The organism is Planktothrix serta PCC 8927, assembly GCF_900010725.2.
GTDB lineage: Bacteria > Cyanobacteriota > Cyanobacteriia > Cyanobacteriales > Microcoleaceae > Planktothrix > Planktothrix serta.
In genome coordinates, this window is sequence record NZ_LR734874.1 from 15,981 (window position 1) to 33,880 (window position 17,900).

The window sequence follows — 17,900 nt, forward strand, 5'->3', positions numbered from 1 at the left end:
TTTGATTTTAAGGGGATTGAATTACAAGTTTAGTAATATCAATAATGATATCTAATCGACATTCATCAACTAATATTTTGAGATTTTCTGCCAGTTCCACTTGAGAATCAGGGATTTGTTGAATTAACTGATTTATCCTGTTACCATCTCCACTCAACGCCATCTGATGCAATTGTTCAACCCATGCTAGGGGCATTTCTTTAAAGGTTTCTGGCGTTAAGGATTGACCTAGGTTTACAGATGAGGAACTCTGAGAATTTTCGTTTTCATAAATATACTGAATTCCCAAATATTGAGCGATTTTACCAAACAATTCAGCCTCTTTAAAAGGCTTTCTCATAATATCATCACATCCGGCTTCAAAAATAATATGTTCTTTATCCTGTAACGTACTAGCGGTTAAGGCAATAATTACCGTATTTTTTCCCTGGGGTCTGGCTTTAATTTGCCGAGTTGCTGTATATCCATCCATCACAGGCATTCGCATATCCATCCAAATTAAATCCGGTTGATATTGTTCCCAAACTTGAATCGCTTCTAACCCATTTTCGGCTTCAAAAACTTCAAATCCTATGGAATTTAATAACTGTCTAACTAATAATCGATTTTCTAATATTTCATCGACGACTAATATTTTATAGGCGGGTTGATTCGGTAATAAACCGATAACTTTTCCCCAAGTTTGCTGTTGTAAAGTTTCAGAATATTCTCCTGGAGTTGTCAATATTGTAAATTGAAACAAACTTCCTTGTCCTAATCTACTATTAACGGTAATATTTCCTCCTAAGATCTGCACAATCTTTTGACTAATAGCTAACCCTAAACCACTACCCTGTTGAGATTTTTTCCCAGATTCAGTTTGTACGAATACGTTAAATAAATCCTTGATTTCCTCTGGTTTTATTCCCATCCCTGTATCTTCTACTTCAAAACTGAGATACAGTTTAGAGTTAGGAGTTTCAACGGTTTGATCTTCGAGAAAAGGTGAGGTTTTTACCCGTAAAATAACCCGACCTGTTTCTGTAAATTTAATAGCATTTTCTAATAAATTAATTAACACCTGACGTAATCTTTTTTCATCGCTAATAATATAGGGGGGAACCTGATTACTATACTGAATAATGAATTGAAGTCCCTTAGAAGTGGCTCTAATTTTTAACATCGCTTCTAAGCCATCCAAAAATTGATAAAAATCAAAGTTTTGTTGATTTAATATAAGTTTTCCTGCTTCTATTTTAGATAAATCTAAAATATCATTAATCAGTTCTAATAAATGTTCACCACTACGATTAATAATTTTTAACTCTTGAGAAGCTTCGGAAAAAATAGGGTTGCGTGAAAGCAATTGACTAAACCCTAAAATAGCGTTTAATGGCGTTCTTAACTCATGACTCATATTCGCTAAAAAGGCACTTTTAGCATGATTAGCCACATCAGCAGCTTGTTTTGCTTCTTCTAATTCATGGGTTCGTTCAGCAACTTTTTGTTCTAAACTTTTAGAATATTCTTCTAATTTTTTATAAGATTCCTTTAACTGAATCCGCATTTGATTAAAGGCTTGCGCTAAAGTTCTTAATTCATAAATGGGTTTGCACTCCACTGGTGTTCCCCAATTTCCTTGAGATAATTCATCCGCCGCTTGACTGAGTTCAAAAATAGGTTTAGTCACCCAACGACTGGTCATGATTCCCAAAATAGTAGCCAAGCCTAAAGCACCTAAACATAATAAAATAGTCGTGCGATTATTTTCCTGAATCTGTTCCATAAAATCCGATTCAGGAATTACCACCACCACGAACCAATTTAGATCATAATTATCTTTATAGGGAAGCACTTGCACAAAATATTTTTGTCCATCCCAGTTGAATTCTAATTGCTGTAACTTCTGAATTTTGTTAAATTCATCAAAAGTTTGTAGTAATTTTCTAACCGTTAATTGAGTTAACTTATTAGAACTTTCAAGGGATTTTAACGGTTTTCTAAATTGATTTTCTCCCAATTCAATATAGGGTTTCTCTCCTGTTGAAGTCGCCACTAATTGTCCTGACGCATCTACAATAAAAGCCTGAGTAGCAGGACTAATCTTAATATTCTGTAAAAAATCACTGATTAATTCTAATAGTAAATCAACGGCTATAAATCCTTGAAGATTTCTATTTTCATCATAAATATTTGTGATTAAAGTAATTCCAACATCCCCTCTGGAAAAAGTATAAATATCACTCCATTCTGTTTGATAAGCTCTCATAGCTTTTTGATACCAAGGTCGAACTTTAGCATCATAAAGATCAGTTCCAATGCGTTCAGTTCGATTCCCATTTTTATCTAATTTATAAATTGCTCGTTTGGGAAAGTCTTCAGTAATCAAGGTAAGAAACCCTTGAGAAGGACTGTGATGAACTAATATAATTCCTCCTTGAGGATTGGCAAAATAAATCCCTTGAACTGACTTCACTAATTGAATTTGTTTAAAAAATCGTCGCTCTAAATCTTCAGGGTTGTTTAAATCTAAAAGCCCCATTTCAATCGCTTCTACATTAATTTGATTTAAAAAATAAGGTCTAACTAAATAGTTATCTAAACGTTCTTTAATCCGATTAGCAATTTCTTGTTGTAATTGCGCGACTAAATCATTAATTGCTTGCTGACCATTCCGATAGGATAAGTACCCCGTTAATCCTACAGCAACAAGGATTTGAACCAGAAACGGAATAATCAAAACTGTTCGCAACCGGACTTTCCCTGATAGATGCCTAATAACAGAATTAAAACAGTTCATAGTTAGCCCTCATCGGGGATTCCCTTGATAGTATTATATCATTGATAGGGAATCTCAATCAAGAATTCTGTCCCGTTTCCAGGTTGACTTTTAAACTCAAGTTTCCCGCCATGACTTTTAACAATCACTTGATAACAAATAGCCAGTCCCATCCCTGTCCCTTGACCAACGGGTTTTGTTGTAAAGAAGGGATCAAAAATTCGAGATTGGATTTCGGTAGGAATTCCTAATCCATTATCCTGAATCACAATTTGGATAAAATCTGGATGATGATAGGCTGTTTTAATCGTAATTTCTCCAGCTTTTGCTTGATCTTTAACCGCATCAATTGCATTATTTAAGATATGGAAAAAAACTTGATTCATTTGACCTGCAAAACAATTAATTTTGGGCAATTCTTGATAATCTTTATTGACTTTAATTTGATTCATGCGATGTTCTAATAAGCTGAGGCTGTTTTCTAAACCTTCTGTTAAATCAACAAATTTCCATTCCGATTCATTCAAATGAGCAAAGTCTTTTAAATTATTAACAATTGAGCGAATTCGCACACTTCCCTGTTCCATAGAATCGATTAAGTTAGGAAAGTCTTCTTGAATAAAATCTAATTCTATTTCTTCACTAATTTGGCTAACAAACTCTGCAATTTCAGGACTAAATTCTCGACATTGATTTAAAGCATTCACCAAATTATCAACATAGCCTCTGGCATGGGAAATATTAGCATAGATAAAGTTATTGGGGTTATTAATTTCATGGGCAATACCTGCCACCATTTGACCTAAACTGGATAGCTTTTCACTTTGAATCAGTTGCATCTGGGCATTTTTGAGTTCTTCTAATGTAGTTTGTAATTGTTGGGTTTGCAGTTGATATTGCCAAGCAGTTTCTTGAACTTGGGTATAAAGTTGTGCTTGTTTAATAGCAATTGCTAATTGATTCGCAAGTTGTTGTAATCCTTCAATTTCCCAGGATTTCCAATAGCGAGGATGACTACATTCATGAGCAATTAATAATCCCCAAAGTTGATTGTCCCTATCCGGTTGATTTTGCTCCGTTTCTGCTCCCATCAGAATCGGGACAATTAAATTAGCTTGAACTTCTAAAGTCTCTAAAAAATTCCGATGACAGGGATCTAAATCTGATGTCTGAATATCATTAATCGCCCGAGTTCGACCATTTTTATAAAGTTGTCCATGTTGTTCAGGAAAACAATTATCCGAGATTTTATCCCCAAAAATTGACGGCCAAGGCACTCGATAATCCTCAACTTTTATTTCTCCTTGCCAACCGTCTATAAACTGATAAATCACCACTCGATCTGTATTCAAAACCTGTCGAACTCCTTGAACAGCCGTTTTTAAAATTGTATTTAATTCTAAACTACTACGAATTTGATTAATCACTAATCGTAATAAAGCTTCTTGTTCGGCTTTACAACGCAGTTCTTGATAGAGTTGGGCATGATGAATAGCGATCGCTAAGGGGGATGCAACACCCTCTAAAAGTTGAATTTCCCAGTCTTGCCATTCCCGTTCTCGATCGCATTGATGTAGTCCAATAATCCCTTTAACTTCCCCTTGATAGCGAACCGCAATCGCTAACATCGATTGAATATCTAATTGATTAATTAAAGTTTTTGTGATTTGCCCAAACCCTGGAAATTCTTTAAATTTTGTCACCGCTAACGGTTGAATTTGAGATAATAACATCTGTAAATGAGGGTTATCATCTACACTGAATTTAATTCCCTTTTGGCTAAAATACTCTCCAGCTTTATATTCACTCTGGGTGATAAATTCCTGCTCAGAATGGGATTCTTTGACTAAAACACTGACTCGACTACACTGAAGAATTTGACCCAATTGTTGACAAGCAGAACTTAAAACTTGATCCAAATCTAAGGTACTAATGATTTCTTTATTAATCTGATTAAGCAGATCACAAAAGTGGATCTGATGTTGTTCTACAGATGCTTCTGATAAGCCAGGTTTTCCAGATTCAGAATCGCTAAAAATAGAGTTATGCGGCCAGGAACACAAAGCAGTATCTAAATCAACTATAGACATAAAAATTTACCCCATAAAAATTAAAAATTGATCACCTTTATCGGTCGTGCTACCCTTTAAAAATTTGATGTTTCGTAGTTTGAGATCAAGAAAAAATGTTAGGTTAAGAGGGGCTAGATCCTCCCTAGTCACTCATCCTGACCCGGAATTTCAGACTTGTCCTCTCAGGAGACAGATAGGGTTTGAAGATGCACCGTCAATCCCCAAGCTTCTGTAAAGATATTTTAAGATATTGTTACAGAAATTGTTACAGAAAAATCAAACTATTTCTGAAGATAGATGTCTCAATCCCCTCATGGTCAGATAATTCTCAATTATCCCTGGTTCGGATTAATGCTGGGAAATTCCCGACGACACTGGGCAAAGTTACTGGGTACAACGGTATTAGAGTCTTGGGACGAGGAAAATACGGATCAACCCCCAACCTTAAAAGCTCATCTGCCCTTACTGGTCGCCTCCGTTATCCCTGAACAAAGCCAACATTGGGCAACAACCCCCCAAGTTCGGGTTTTGACCTTGGCAGATATTCCCCTCAAGGGGATGTATTCAACCCTCGGCATTGATCGAGCTTTAGCGGTTTTAGGAGGCGGTATCCACTTCGGATGGCCAATTTTAGTGATTGATGCCGGAACAGCCCTCACCTTAACCGGAGTAGATGCCGAGCAACGGTTAGTGGGAGGAGCGATATTACCCGGATTTGGGTTACAACGGTCTTCTTTAGCCCAGAAAACCGCAGCGTTGCCTGATATTGAGTTCCCCCAACACCTACCGCCACGCTGGGCAATGCAAACCTCCGAAGCGATTCAGAGTGGAATTATTTATACGCTGTTGGCAGGAATCCGGGATTTTATCGAGGCTTGGCGCGAACAATATCCAAATACTGCCCTGGTACTTACCGGAGGCGATCGCCACCTATTACTGTCTTACTTTACTAAGCAGTTTCCTGATACGGATATTCATCCTGTGGCTGATGCTCATCTAATATTTCGGGGGATGGCGGCTCTGAAAACTGAACACAAGAAATACACGGGATACTTGGTAGCCTCGTCTCTTCAGAGCGAGGCGGAAAAGTAACTCGGCGGATTTATCCGCATNTTATCGCACCATTCCCACTTTCCAAGAATATCTGTTAATCGATCAATATCGAATTCATGTCGAATATTACGTTAAAACTGCTGTCAATCAATGGATTTTTTCAGAATACGATGATCCAAAAGTTACCCTATCCTTTAGTAACTTTGAAACGCAAATTTTAATTGCTGATCTCTATGAGAATATCGACTTTAATAATCAATGTTAGAGAATTTTAACAACAGAGGACAGACAGTAAAGAGGATGTCTAAACAACTCCTCAAAATTGCTAGAATAGGAGTAGAACAAGCAATTGAAACAAATGAAGAGACAGCGACTATTTAGATTAACTAGCAACTTAAATTATTAGGAGTCAACCTGCTATGATTGCTCAAACTGAGACAAAAAACTACACCCCGGAAGAATATTTAGAACTTGAAATTGCCTCCGAAACCCGCAATGAATATCGTAATGGAGAAATTATCCCGATGACTGGTGGAACACCCGACCATAACAAAATTAGCGGAAACCTTTACATTATTTTAACTCTTGCTCTAAGACGTAAACCCTATGAGGTTTTCCATGTAGATCAACGCCTTTGGATTCCAGCAGTTAGCCTCTATACCTATCCTGATGTAATGGTACTTCAAAAGCCCCTAGAACTGCAAACCGGACGCAAAGATACGGTATTAAATCCTGGCTTTATTGCGGAAGTTCTATCTAAATCGACCCAAAACTATGATCGTAGTGAAAAATTTGCTTCTTATNATTCAATTAATGGTGATGTGGATCTTCAATATATTTCTGAAACGACAAAAAGATGTATGGCTGTCAACAGGTTCTAATTCATGCCAGTCCTGATATTGAGGCAATTATCGAGTATCTTTGTTCAGAATCTAACAAGGTCTACAATTGCGCTCTTTATTATGCTAGGCAAATGTTTTTCAAAAAGCACGTTTTTGTTAATAGGGGAGCCGTTTGTTCTGAAATGTCTAAAAGTGCCAACCTGCATTTTAAGGCAATGTATGTTTCTTCTGCCCAACAGACCTGTAATTCAGTAGTAGAAGCCATGAGTTCTTATAAAGAACTTCTGAAGTTATGGAGAACTGGAAAGCTAGAAGAAAAGCCCCGTCCTCCTAAATACAGGAAGCCAGGGCTATTTACAGTTTCCTATCCGGTTCGATGGTTGAAGTTAACCCCAGAGGGAATTAGAATTCCGTTAGGAAATCAGGTTAAAGCATGGTTTGGGATTGATTCATTTTTATTGTCTATGCCATCTAACCTGAACTGGGATTCAATCAAAGAAGTTCGCATTCTTCCTCGAAATAAATGTTTTTATGCCGAGTTTGTTTATCAAGTTCAAGCAGAAAGTGTTGAATTAGATAAAAACAAGGTACTAGGAATAGATCATGGAATCGATAACTGGTTAACTTGTGTAAGTAACATAGGAACCAGTTTTATTGTTGATGGTAAGCATTTGAAATCCTTAAATCAGTGGTATAACAAGCAAGTTGCTGATCATAAAAATGGTAAACCCCAAGGTTTTTGGAGTAATGCTTTATCTGCTCTAACTGAAAAACGGAATCGTCAGGTTAGAGATGCTATTAATAAAGCTGCCAGGTTGGTCATCAACCATTGCATCGAAAACAGTATCGGTCGTATTGTTTTTGGTTGGAATAAAGGACAAAAAGATGGTGCTGCCCTTGGGAAGAAAGGGAATCAGAACTTTATTCAGATTCCCACCGCTCGATTGAAGTCTCGAATTCAAGAACTTTGTTCTCGTTATGGAATTGAGTTTATAGAAACCGAGGAATCTTATACCTCAAAGGCTAGTTTTCTTGATCATGATTTTCTCCCTGAATTCGGTGAAAAACCCGACAATTGGAAGCCGTCAGGAAAACGAGTTAAACGGGGTTTGTATCGCACTGCATTTAATCAATATATCAATGCTGATTGTAATGCAGCGACTAACATTATCCGCAAAGTATCGGCAACATTGGGATTAAATCTCAATGGAGTCAGTAGTGGCGCATTGACTACGCCATTAAGAGTTCGTATTTGGACTACTTAAGAATCCTCGTCGCTTTAGCGCGAGGAGTGTCAAGAGTGGTAATAAACTCTCGGATATATTGAGCTACAACTTCCGGCATCTGTAAGGGTAAATTCGGTTGTCCTCCTTGAATAATTTGACATTCAGCCATTGGTGCAATCTCGGAATAGGTTTTACTTTGCTTCTGGGCAATAACCGTATCTTCATCTCCTTGTAATACCAAAGTCGGCAACCTCAAACCACTCAGAGGTTTGTTCAGCATTTCCTCTTGAATTTCTGCCCATCGACGACGGTACAACAGTTGACAGGCCAGAGGCCATTGCAACATCATCCGCCGATAATTTAACCAATTCTTAATTTTTTTGCCTTGTCCGAATAGAAACGCTAACGGATAAATCAGTTTAAAAAACAAAACCGATAGAGACGGATTAGAAACCAATTGTCGCAACCCTCCCCATTCTTTTTTATAATTTTGAAAGGTCACTCCTTCTGGGGCAATCACCACTAACCCTTTAACAACTTCCGGGTATTTCAAAGCATAACTGCTGGCGATCCAAGCTCCCAAGCCATGACCCACTAAACACAATTCTTTGAGTTTCAGCGTCTGAATATATTCGGCTAAACACTCGACTTCTAAACTAATTGAAGGGTGAGTTTTTGTAAAAAATCGAGACTCTCCACTTCCCAAAATATCCGGTGCAAAACAACAATGGTCAAGACTTAAATGCTGCATCAACGGAATCCATTGACCACTATCAATCCAAGACCCATGCAGAAAAAGAACCGCAGGGCCATCACCAACTTCACGCCAGAAAACCTGCCCTTGGGAAATTGAAATGCGAAAATGATGGAATGGTTGATACATCCTAATTTTTAATAGGGTGGACAAAACTTAACCCAGTATGGGATGGGTTTCTTCAAGCTAATGTTGTAAGACCCTTCAAATAGTCTTGAAGATGACGTTCACAGTCATGGCTGAAATCGGAGGGGAGGGATGTAGCATCAAAGGCTTTAACCTCCGTAATTTCATGGATGTCCCGAACTTGAAAGTTACCTTGAACATCTGCTTCCACGACAACACAAATAGAATGAACTCGCGGATCTCGATCCGGAGCAGAATAGACACCTACTAAACGTCGAATTTTTACTAATTCTAACCCAGTTTCCTCCGCCAATTCCCGTTGAATTGTGCTTGGGATATCTTCACCCCAGTCTACCATACCTCCCGGTAAAGCCCATTTACCATTATCTCGACGTCGTACCAAAACAATTTTGCCATCGGGTAGAATCGGAATAATACTGGTTCCAGGGATGGGATGACGAAAAATAATCCCTAATACCGTTTGTCCGAAATTCCAAAGATGTTTGATAAATGATACAACCAAAGTAGCCTTCCTCTCCTGTGATTACACGACTCTAAACGCTTCAAGGTCAGATCTTCACCGTTTTAAATACTTGATTTCCTACACCCTATCCCCAGGAAAAACGCAGGATCAGGAAAACCTATCCTTTGCTAAGATTTTGTAGAATTTCAAGCCCATGGGTTTCCGGTTTAACTTTGCGATAAATTGCTTGTATCCGACCCTCAGCATCAATCACAAAGGTATGACGAAAAACTCCCATAAATTCTTTCCCCATAAATTTTTTCAGTCCGTAGCTCCCATATTGGCTTGCTACTTTTCCCCCCTCATCAACCAACAGAGGAAAAGGTAACTGATATTTGTTAATAAATTTACGATGAGCGGTTGAATTATCCGTACTTACCCCTAAGACCATCATATTATTTTCTTGGTACTCTCCGTAAATATCCCGAAATCCACAGGCTTCTTTTGTACATCCGGGGGTATTATCACGCGGGTAAAAGTGTGAAGTACCACTGCCAACGTTTCACTTTTGGCGTGGGCTTCCTCCTTCGTTGACAAAAGCCTCTCCCAAAACCGGGTTCGGGATTGGTCTTACTTCGTCTCCAGAGGCTAAAACGCCACTTCCTGACGCTAAAAAATAGTCCCGCAAATTTTTCGCTGCATTGATATCGCGATCATGCAGCGTCCCACATTTTGGACATTCCCAAGTTCTAATTTGTAAAGGCATGGATTTCATTTTATGCCCACAACAATTACAAGTTTTAGAACTAGGAAACCAGATGTCCCTACAAACACAACAACCTTGCCTTGTTCTTTCGCTTTATACTCGGTTAATGTTTGTAACATTCCCCAAGCTGCATCTGTTACCGATTTAGCTAAACAATGATTTTTGCTCATGCCCTTAATATTTAGACTCTCAAACACAATGACTTGGTTTTCGTCTACTAACTTGCGGGAAAGTTTATGATGAGAATCTAAACGGCAATTCGCAATTTTATTATGAACTTTAGCAACTTTAATTCGAGCTTTTGTCCGATTTTGGCTACCTTTTTGTTTTCGAGATAGGCGTTTTTGATATTTAGCTAATTTCCCCTCATACTTTCGATAGAATTTAAGCGGTTTAATTTTTTCTCCATCGGAAGTTACAATCAGTGAGTCTAACCCTAAATCAATCCCAATTACCTTTCCTTCGGTTGAGGCTTCTGGGTATTCCCCAGTTATCTCAATTCTCAAGGAAGCAAAATACTGGCCACCAGGGGTCATAGAAATAGTAATTGCTTTCACCTCTCCTTTGATGGGTCGATGAAATTTAGCTTTAATTTCACTCAACTTAGGAAGTTTAATCGTTGATTGATTTAACTTAAATCCTTGGGGGTAAGTGATTGATTGTTTACGATGTTTTGACTTGAATCTTGGGGATCTCCCAATTCCTTTGAAGAAGTTTTTAAACGCTGCTTCCAGGTTTTTTAGAGATTGTTGTAGAACTTGACTACCTACTTCCGTCAGCCAAGGTTTCTCCTGTTTAAGTTTAGGTAATTGATTGGCACACTTAGCGTAATTCAATCCTTTCCCTGTTTCTTGGTAAGTGCTGTTCCACTCCGCTAAAAAGTGATTATAAACAAAACGAGCGGAGCCAAACTCTTTAGCGAGTTGGGTGCGCTGTTGTTCTGTAGGATATAATCGAACTTTTAAAGCGGTGAACATGAAACTAACCGTGATAGACTTTATACTAAAATCACTTAAACGGATTTTAGAATAACACTTTCAGAAAATAAGAAAGCCCTAAAGGGCTTACTACGAAAGTTAAGCTCTTTAAGGCTTTGAAATGGGCGGAGAGAGACTCGAACTCTCACAACCGAAGTCGCCGCATTTTGAGTGCGGTGCGTCTACCAATTCCGCCACCCGCCCTTGGGGTTAACTTCTGTATTATAAACCATAAAGTTTCGTTTTAGCAAGTCCTGATAATTAGAACTACTTGACCAGCGATCAATTTCTCGCGCCCGCAGCACCGGAAGGGGATGGCTTAATTGGGCGGTCTGGGCTTGTTTTAGCAGTTCCCCCAATTCTGTCCGACTAATTTGATCATACGTCCGAGCTTGGTCAACAAAGGCGTCTAAATTCAGTTGCGAAGCTAAACTGGGAGAACCTCCCGACAGTTTCATCAATACTGACATCACCACTCTCGGATCTTGAGTAGCCAGTAATGCTGCGCGATCGCAAGTAAACTCAGCACAACGTAACCATTCCATTAATTGCGTCTGTAACCCCTGAGCCAAAATTGTTCCCCAAGGCGACAATTGATTCGCGGCTAATACCACTAAATTCGCTAAGGTTAAATACACCCCATGTTCACATTTTAAATGTCCTAATTCATGGGCAATTACCGCCTGAATTTCTTCCGGGGTTAATAACTCAATTAACGACGTATGCACCACAATAAACGGTTGTTTTCCCCGCATGGCAAAAGTATAGGCATTGGGAACCGGATGTTGACGAATATAAAGTTGAGGTGCTTCTAAATCTAACGTTTGGCAAGCGGATAATAATAATTGATGTAACTGGGGTAATTGTTGATCACTGACTAAAATACTAGAGGCAATATTTTCTAAATAAAAAAATTGTTCCCCCACACCGCCTAAAAGTTGCCGTACCAATAAATCTAAACCCGGCAATTGTTTCAGGGCATTCGTTGCTTGTAAATCTAAAGGATGACGGAAATGATCGGCTCGGAGTCCAATTAAAGGGGTCGTTGAAAAAGTCATAGCGATTAAAATAGAGAAATTCTATTCTAACAAATTCCCGGGTTGCTCTCCCCATGCCTAAAGGTGAGGGGCTTCCGCGATGAAGAATTCTGGTGAGTTTTGACACTCCTCGCGAATCAAGCGACGAGGATTCTTAAGTAGTCCAAAGCGGATAAATCCGCCGAGTTACTTTTCCGCCTCGCTCTGAAGAGACGAGGCTACCAAGTATCCCGTGTATTTCTTGTGTTCAAAAATAAACGCACCCTAAACAACTCACAACAGACACTCCATTTTTGAGATTAAGTGGCTCTCAGATGAGAGCCGTCGCTTATTCCTTTTCCGTTGGCGCAGGATCAGTACGCTGGAGTTTGGCGCCCAATTGTCGGAGTTTAGCTTCTAATTGTTCATAACCCCGATCCAGATGTTTTAATCCCTGAATGGTGGTTTCTCCTTCGGCTGCTAACGCCGCTAAAACTAAAGCCGCAGACGCCCGTAAGTCCGTCGCCGTCACTGGGGCGCCCGATAGTAGAGGAACCCCTCGGACTAAAACCGTATTCCCTTTGACCCGAATATCTGCACCCATGCGAGTCAATTCAGGGACATGACCAAAACGATTTTCAAATACCGTTTCACTGATCAAGCTATTGCCATCACACAGCGTTAACAACGCCATAAAGGGGGCTTGCATATCCGTTGGGAAACCCGGATAGGGAAGGGTTTCAATATCCGTTGCAGTTAGCCTTTCGCTGGGGATAATGCGTAAATGGTCTAACCCTTCCATGACAGTTTTGACTCCCATAGCTTTGAGTTTAGCCAGTACAGGAGTTAAATGTTGTGGAATAATCGGCGATAGACTAATTTCAGAGCGGGTGATGGCTCCAGCAATCAAAAAGGTTCCGGCTTCTATTCGATCAGGAATAATCGAATAATCCGCAGAGTGAAGACGAGGAACCCCAGAAATCACAATGGTTTTGCTTCCAGCCCCGTGAATTCTTGCCCCCATAGCACGGCAGAAGTTGGCTAAATCGATGACTTCCGGTTCTTGAGCAGCATTTTCAATGATGGTTTCCCCATCCGCTAGGGTCGCTGCCATCATCAAGGTTTCCGTCGCTCCGACGCTGGGATAATCCAGATAGATGCGAGCGCCTTTGAGGCGGCGGTTAGGCCCGGTGACATGAGCATGAACAATGCCATGATCGATATGAACATCTGCACCGAGGGCTTGCAGTCCCCGAACATGAAGATCCACAGGTCGGGCTCCAATGGCACAACCTCCAGGTAAGGGAACTCTGGCTACCCCTAAACGAGCCAGTAACGGCCCAATGGCAAAGAAACTCGCCCGCAGTTGGCTCACCAGTTCATAGGGAGCTTGTGATTCTGATAATTGACCCGCTTGAATATCGAGAATGTCACCTTGTCGCTCGATTTTGACGCCAAGAGCCGTGAGAATTTCACTCATGCGGTTGACATCAACCAAAGAGGGAACATTCCGCAGCCGACAATCTTCTGAACAGAGTAATGCACCAGCCATTAAAACTAAAGCGGAATTTTTAGCTCCACTAATCGAAACATGACCTCGTAGGGGTTGACGTCCCCAAATTTGCAGAATGGACTGGTTAGCGTTGGACGCAGTTGAAGCAGTGGATGAACGTATAGCGAGTGTAATGGGCCTATCCTCCAAAAATTGGTTGTACGTTTACATTCGTTGATTTTTTGTTCTGATTCTACCGAAAAGATTCCAGATGTCTAGGGGTAAACAGTAATTAATCAATGCTCTATTACCCGGAATCACTCTGAGGGAGGGGTTTTATCCGAATATTAATCTTGGGATACCCAACTTAGAAATCATCAAGGATATTTTAAAGATTGGGCTTTAAGTCCCCCCCTGAATTTTATACTCAGATTAGAAACTCCCAGCAAAATTTTATAGATCACCTGAGTGATCAGTTCCTTAGCGATAGCCAAGCTACGATATTAGAAAACTCTTGATGCCCAGATCTGGGTTCGTGATGATAATGGGTCAAAAGCAATTTCTAATGTAGGGTGGGAAACATTGACTTTATGATTCCCACCCTACATTAGAATGCAAAGGTTAAAAGATAGATAGATCACGCACGAATCAGGAGAAATAATTGATTATGCAAATCGGTATTCCTAAAGAAATCAAAGATCAAGAATGGAGAGTGGGGTTGAGTCCCGGTAGTGTGCGAGTTTGCTGTGAACGAGGTCATCAAGTTTTTGTAGAAACGGGAGCCGGGGAAGGGGCTGGGTTTACCGATGAGGATTATACACGAGCCGGAGCCACAATAGTTGCATCTTCGACAGATGCTTGGTGTCGGGAACTGGTGGTTAAAGTTAAAGAACCTTTACCCCCTGAATATGAGTTAATTCAAAAAGGGCAATTGCTTTTTACTTACTTACATTTAGCGGCGGATCGGGAATTGACTGAACAGTTAATCAGTCGAGGTGTTCATGCGATCGCCTATGAAACCGTTGAACTTCCCGATGGTAGACTGCCTTTACTGATGCCGATGAGTATTATTGCCGGACGTTTATCAATACAGTTTGGCTCTCGTTATTTGGAACGACAACAAGGAGGACGGGGTGTTTTATTAGGAGGAATTCCAGGGGTAAAAGCTGGAACTGTTGTGATTTTAGGAGGGGGTGTTGTCGGGACTGAAGCCGCTAGAGTTGCCCTGGGAATGGGTGCTAAAGTTCAGATTTTAGATGTGAATGTAGAGCGGTTAGCCTATTTAGAAACAATATTTGGATCGCGTGTGGAATTACTCTACAGTCATCTCTCTCAAATTGAAGAAAGTGTTCCCCAAGCGGATTTATTAATTGGTGCGGTTTTAATCTTAGGAAAACGAGCCCCTAAATTGGTTTCTCGTGAGTTAGTCGCTCAAATGCGCCCTGGTTCTGTGATTGTGGATGTGGCAGTAGATCAAGGAGGATGTATTGAAACCCTACGCCCCACTTCTCACACCCATCCTACTTATATTAAAGAAAAAGTGGTACATTATGGCGTTCCCAATATGCCCGGTGCAGTGCCTTGGACGGCAACTCAAGCCCTAAATAATAGTACCTTACCTTATGTGATTCAGTTAGCTGATCGCGGACTCAAAGCTTTGGAATTGAACCCGGTTTTAGCGAAAGGTTTAAATGTCGAAAATCATCATTTAGTTCATCCGGCTGTGCGAGAAGTTTTTCCTGATTTGGTTTAAGGGAATAGGGAACAGGGAACAGGGAACAGGGAACAGGAAATAAAAAATTGGGCTTAACGGGAAATTCCAACTTGTGTTAATACCGTTAACGGATGATGGGATTTAAGCCATTGTAATTGTTCTGAATTTCTGACTAATAATCCTCCAGCAAACCCTAAAGAATTAATTGAAATTCCCTCAAACTCTTCTTGAGATCGAGGAATAATCATCATCCAATTTCGGGTAGCTAATAAATTATAAGCGCCAGATTGAAAGGACTGATCATTAACGGATAAACCGACGGAGGCTAATAAGGCAAAATACAATTCTAAGGTGAATATTGCGGCTTCTGAGGGGGTATGAATCCAATGGGGATTAAAAGGGGCGATCGCATGAACAAATGGAAATTCGGGAATCATACCGATGGAATTATGAAATTGTACAGCAGCGATCGCAGGTTCAATCGGAAGATTCATCCCATTAGGAACTAAGGGAAAGGGAACTAATTGCAAATGTTTATGGCGTTGACTCGCCCCCGCTAATTTCCCCCCATTATAAAAAACTAACCCATCAATTTCTGCCAAACTCAGCCACATTGCAGCAAAATCTGCTGCTGTTAGCCAGGTTTCCTGTTGTTCAAATTTGCGGGTAATTATTAACAAATGATGGTCAACAACATTAAATTTATTCAGTAAACATAAATGAGTTTGCGATAAATTACCCACAAATAAATCTTGTTCATAAGGCAGAAAGGGATTAAATTCTTGACCCGATTTCTCTATTTTTTTCTGTTGTTTCTTGGCTTTTTCCTTCCGCGCTAAGTTAGCAAGAATTCTGACCAAAAAGCGAATATCGCCCTGTTCAATAAAATCATAATTCGTTGCAATAGATTGCAGAGCACCACAGTTGAGAGCATATTCAGTTTGAGTGATGATCCGTTGCCATAATGTACCGGATGTCAATATTGGGGTAACAACTGTCTCTGTCGTCATTGGAGTCTAGTTTTGAGTTGAGTTATGTCTTCTTCCTATCCTAAATTAATTCAGCACTTTATTATCAATTTGTATGATCTAATCCTCCTTTCCGATCAGGAGAGGAGGTTAGGAGGAGAAGTCAAACCCATTTACCGCCAGAATAAAACCGCCCTAAATTACCCACAAACAGAAGTGGGAAATTTAGTCTTCAATTTGAACTTATGCACACTCAAACAGGATTAACTTGATATTTTAGGAATTGGGGTGACTTTGGCTTTCGGTTTCCAGTCATATTCCATGTATTGAGCCGTTTTTAAGGCTTTGTCATCCCCCAAAAGTTTAGCAATTACATAAAGAGACACATCAATTCCCGCAGTAATTCCCGCCGCCGTGATGATTTTGCCATTATCAACAAAGCGTTGATTGTCTACAATAGTTGTTTGGGGAGCAAGGGCTTTTAATTGATCTAAGGCTTGATGATGGGTGGTAGCAACTAAGCCATCTAATAAACCGACTTTAGCTAACAGTAAAGCACCTGTACAAACCGATATAATTAAATCAGCGTGATGTCCTTTAGATTGAATCCAGGCTAGAATTTGCAGTTGATTCATCGCTGCCTTAGTACCAATTCCACCGGGTATAATAATTAGATCAGGCACAGGACTATCTAATAAAGTAAAGTCAGGATTAATACTTAAGCCATTATGGGATTGAATGGAGTTTAAGGTTTCGCCTACGAGATAAACATTAAAGGGTTTATCTTCATTGATTTCTGATGCGATAGAAAAGACCTCAAAGGGGCCGATAAAATTGAATAATTCAACGTCATTAAACATCAAAATAGCAACATTTCTTTGAGTCATTAGTCGGTAATCCTAAATTTAAAGGGATAGGGCATTAAAATATGTTAAGAAAGCGTCTTTGGCTCCAGAATATTATTCTGGTTGTTATGATCTCTCTAGGAATTGGGTTAGGTTGGAATAGTTTGACTTTAGCACAAGGCTCGACCACTCAGCTTGAATATCGCATGAGTCGATTAGAAGCCCAAGTCTCCCAACTCACAGGACAGATTAATAGTTTGCGGTATCAAAGCGACCGGACAACAGTGATTCAGGTTGAACCGGATACAACAATTCCTCCACCTCAACCCGAAAATCGGTTGCTTTCCGGTGATCCGATGTTTGATCGATTAGCAACGTTAGTGATTGAAACGAAACAAGATGTACAAGAGCTTCAGAAACAAATTGCAGCGTTAAAAGCTCAAGTGGAAGCTCAATAATTAAAGGTTTAAACTCTTGAGGAGATATTCTTAAATAATAGGTGCTGCTCAATGATCTGAGGAGTTGAAATTTATTGTCCTCATCTAGAAGATTGATCAAGAGCAGCACGGTGTTTAAAAATTGATGATGTTCAAACTATTTAATGATCCCGAAATAGTAAGCGGCAACTAAAAAGTTAATCGCTAACAGAAAAGCTGCCCAAGAGGCACGGAAGGTATAGGTTTTTTGAGTCATAGGTTTGGTTCCTAAAATACGTTCATTTTATTAAACCACAGAAGCAGGAAGTTAGAGTAGGGGCGAGGTCTCCTCGCCCGACACCCGACACCTGAAACCCGACACCTGAAACCCGACACCTGAAACCCGACACCT

At 39.9% G+C, this 17,900-nt stretch carries 17 protein-coding genes, 1 tRNA gene and 1 pseudogene; 6 read left to right on the forward strand and 13 right to left on the reverse strand.

The window, feature by feature from the left end; all coding sequences use genetic code 11:
• Positions 1 to 7: 7 nt before the first annotated feature.
• Complete coding sequence (locus tag PL8927_RS14635; protein WP_231506022.1) at positions 8 to 2,731, reverse strand: hybrid sensor histidine kinase/response regulator; 2,724 nt, start codon at positions 2,729 to 2,731, stop codon at positions 8 to 10.
• A gap of 86 nt (positions 2,732 to 2,817) precedes the next feature.
• Positions 2,818 to 4,848 carry a GAF domain-containing sensor histidine kinase gene (locus tag PL8927_RS14640; protein WP_083622837.1) on the reverse strand — a complete coding sequence of 677 codons (2,031 nt, stop codon included), beginning with the start codon at positions 4,846 to 4,848 and terminating at the stop codon, positions 2,818 to 2,820.
• A gap of 279 nt (positions 4,849 to 5,127) precedes the next feature.
• Here PL8927_RS14640 and PL8927_RS14645 point away from each other — a divergent pair, with 279 nt between their 5' ends.
• The 3 genes from PL8927_RS14645 to PL8927_RS14660 all read left to right on the forward strand — a co-directional run bounded on the left by PL8927_RS14645 (position 5,128) and on the right by PL8927_RS14660 (position 7,990).
• On the forward strand, positions 5,128 to 5,922 hold the full coding sequence (locus PL8927_RS14645) for a pantothenate kinase (RefSeq protein ID WP_083622839.1): 795 nt from the start codon (positions 5,128 to 5,130) through the stop codon (positions 5,920 to 5,922).
• A 380-nt stretch (positions 5,923 to 6,302) separates the two neighbouring features.
• Positions 6,303 to 6,764, forward strand: a complete 462-nt coding sequence (locus tag PL8927_RS14655) for a Uma2 family endonuclease (protein ID WP_083622841.1) — start codon at positions 6,303 to 6,305, stop codon at positions 6,762 to 6,764.
• Positions 6,740 to 7,990 carry an RNA-guided endonuclease InsQ/TnpB family protein gene (locus PL8927_RS14660; RefSeq protein ID WP_083622843.1) on the forward strand — a complete coding sequence of 417 codons (1,251 nt, stop codon included), beginning with the start codon at positions 6,740 to 6,742 and terminating at the stop codon, positions 7,988 to 7,990. The genes PL8927_RS14655 and PL8927_RS14660 overlap by 25 nt, the downstream gene beginning before the upstream one ends.
• Here PL8927_RS14660 and PL8927_RS14665 read toward each other — a convergent pair.
• The 8 genes and pseudogenes from PL8927_RS14665 to murA all read right to left on the reverse strand — a co-directional run bounded on the left by PL8927_RS14665 (position 7,983) and on the right by murA (position 13,755).
• Positions 7,983 to 8,834 carry an alpha/beta fold hydrolase gene (locus PL8927_RS14665; protein WP_083622845.1) on the reverse strand — a complete coding sequence of 284 codons (852 nt, stop codon included), beginning with the start codon at positions 8,832 to 8,834 and terminating at the stop codon, positions 7,983 to 7,985. The two genes, PL8927_RS14660 and PL8927_RS14665, sit on opposite strands and share 8 nt — an antisense overlap.
• A gap of 52 nt (positions 8,835 to 8,886) precedes the next feature.
• Positions 8,887 to 9,354, reverse strand: a complete 468-nt coding sequence (locus PL8927_RS14670) for an NUDIX hydrolase (RefSeq protein ID WP_083622847.1) — start codon at positions 9,352 to 9,354, stop codon at positions 8,887 to 8,889.
• 118 nt (positions 9,355 to 9,472) lie between these two features.
• Positions 9,473 to 9,820 (reverse strand): annotated as a pseudogene (locus PL8927_RS14675) (peroxiredoxin); the annotation flags it as partial.
• 36 nt (positions 9,821 to 9,856) lie between these two features.
• Positions 9,857 to 10,069, reverse strand: a complete 213-nt coding sequence (locus PL8927_RS28515) for a zinc ribbon domain-containing protein (RefSeq protein ID WP_331281827.1) — start codon at positions 10,067 to 10,069, stop codon at positions 9,857 to 9,859.
• A complete protein-coding gene (locus PL8927_RS14680; protein WP_231506023.1) occupies positions 10,066 to 11,037 on the reverse strand; it encodes an RNA-guided endonuclease InsQ/TnpB family protein in 972 nt (323 codons plus the stop codon). The genes PL8927_RS28515 and PL8927_RS14680 overlap by 4 nt, the downstream gene beginning before the upstream one ends.
• A gap of 122 nt (positions 11,038 to 11,159) precedes the next feature.
• Positions 11,160 to 11,241 (reverse strand) — tRNA-Leu (locus PL8927_RS14685).
• A complete protein-coding gene (locus tag PL8927_RS14690) occupies positions 11,220 to 12,095 on the reverse strand; it encodes a M48 family metallopeptidase (protein WP_083622849.1) in 876 nt (291 codons plus the stop codon). Before PL8927_RS14690 ends, PL8927_RS14685 begins: the two co-directional genes overlap by 22 nt.
• 307 nt (positions 12,096 to 12,402) lie before the next feature.
• Positions 12,403 to 13,755 (reverse strand): UDP-N-acetylglucosamine 1-carboxyvinyltransferase, encoded by a 1,353-nt coding sequence (gene murA, locus PL8927_RS14695; RefSeq protein ID WP_083622851.1) that lies wholly within the window; start codon positions 13,753 to 13,755, stop codon positions 12,403 to 12,405.
• Positions 13,756 to 14,212: 457 nt separating this feature from the next.
• Between murA and ald the strand changes: the two genes are divergently transcribed.
• Positions 14,213 to 15,298, forward strand: a complete 1,086-nt coding sequence (ald, locus tag PL8927_RS14700; protein ID WP_083622853.1) for an alanine dehydrogenase — start codon at positions 14,213 to 14,215, stop codon at positions 15,296 to 15,298.
• Between the two features lie 53 nt (positions 15,299 to 15,351).
• On the opposite strand, the gene PL8927_RS14705 is transcribed toward ald, so the two are convergent.
• Positions 15,352 to 16,269, reverse strand: coding sequence for an ATP adenylyltransferase family protein (locus PL8927_RS14705; RefSeq protein WP_083622855.1), 918 nt, complete (start codon positions 16,267 to 16,269; stop codon positions 15,352 to 15,354).
• Between the two features lie 24 nt (positions 16,270 to 16,293).
• Between PL8927_RS14705 and PL8927_RS14710 the strand changes: the two genes are divergently transcribed.
• Positions 16,294 to 16,494, forward strand: a complete 201-nt coding sequence (locus tag PL8927_RS14710) for a hypothetical protein (protein ID WP_083622858.1) — start codon at positions 16,294 to 16,296, stop codon at positions 16,492 to 16,494.
• On the opposite strand, the gene PL8927_RS14715 is transcribed toward PL8927_RS14710, so the two are convergent.
• On the reverse strand, positions 16,491 to 17,114 hold the full coding sequence (locus tag PL8927_RS14715; RefSeq protein WP_083622860.1) for a DJ-1/PfpI family protein: 624 nt from the start codon (positions 17,112 to 17,114) through the stop codon (positions 16,491 to 16,493). The two genes, PL8927_RS14710 and PL8927_RS14715, sit on opposite strands and share 4 nt — an antisense overlap.
• Positions 17,115 to 17,155: 41 nt before the next feature.
• Here PL8927_RS14715 and PL8927_RS14720 point away from each other — a divergent pair, with 41 nt between their 5' ends.
• Positions 17,156 to 17,530, forward strand: a complete 375-nt coding sequence (locus tag PL8927_RS14720; RefSeq protein WP_083622862.1) for a hypothetical protein — start codon at positions 17,156 to 17,158, stop codon at positions 17,528 to 17,530.
• A 136-nt stretch (positions 17,531 to 17,666) separates the two neighbouring features.
• On the opposite strand, the gene psaX is transcribed toward PL8927_RS14720, so the two are convergent.
• The gene (psaX, locus tag PL8927_RS14725) at positions 17,667 to 17,765 is read right to left on the reverse strand and encodes a photosystem I protein PsaX (protein WP_083622864.1); all 99 of its coding nucleotides are present in this window, start codon (positions 17,763 to 17,765) and stop codon (positions 17,667 to 17,669) included.
• Positions 17,766 to 17,900 lie beyond the last annotated feature (135 nt).

Excerpts from the sequence above, each read along its gene's own strand:
- PL8927_RS14640 (WP_083622837.1), bottom strand. The coding sequence starts at position 4,848 with ATGTCTATAGTTGATTTAGATACTGCTTTGTGTTCCTGGCCGCATAAC.
- PL8927_RS14645 (WP_083622839.1), top strand. The coding sequence starts at position 5,128 with ATGTCTCAATCCCCTCATGGTCAGATAATTCTCAATTATCCCTGGTTC.
- PL8927_RS14660 (WP_083622843.1), top strand. The coding sequence starts at position 6,740 with ATGTATGGCTGTCAACAGGTTCTAATTCATGCCAGTCCTGATATTGAG.
- PL8927_RS14665 (WP_083622845.1), bottom strand. The coding sequence starts at position 8,834 with ATGTATCAACCATTCCATCATTTTCGCATTTCAATTTCCCAAGGGCAG.
- PL8927_RS28515 (WP_331281827.1), bottom strand. The coding sequence starts at position 10,069 with ATGAAATCCATGCCTTTACAAATTAGAACTTGGGAATGTCCAAAATGT.
- PL8927_RS14680 (WP_231506023.1), bottom strand. The coding sequence starts at position 11,037 with ATGTTCACCGCTTTAAAAGTTCGATTATATCCTACAGAACAACAGCGC.
- PL8927_RS14690 (WP_083622849.1), bottom strand. The coding sequence starts at position 12,095 with ATGACTTTTTCAACGACCCCTTTAATTGGACTCCGAGCCGATCATTTC.
- ald (WP_083622853.1), top strand. The coding sequence starts at position 14,213 with ATGCAAATCGGTATTCCTAAAGAAATCAAAGATCAAGAATGGAGAGTG.
- PL8927_RS14705 (WP_083622855.1), bottom strand. The coding sequence starts at position 16,269 with ATGACGACAGAGACAGTTGTTACCCCAATATTGACATCCGGTACATTA.
- PL8927_RS14710 (WP_083622858.1), top strand. The coding sequence starts at position 16,294 with ATGTCTTCTTCCTATCCTAAATTAATTCAGCACTTTATTATCAATTTG.
- PL8927_RS14715 (WP_083622860.1), bottom strand. The coding sequence starts at position 17,114 with ATGACTCAAAGAAATGTTGCTATTTTGATGTTTAATGACGTTGAATTA.
- PL8927_RS14720 (WP_083622862.1), top strand. The coding sequence starts at position 17,156 with ATGTTAAGAAAGCGTCTTTGGCTCCAGAATATTATTCTGGTTGTTATG.
- psaX (WP_083622864.1), bottom strand. The coding sequence starts at position 17,765 with ATGACTCAAAAAACCTATACCTTCCGTGCCTCTTGGGCAGCTTTTCTG.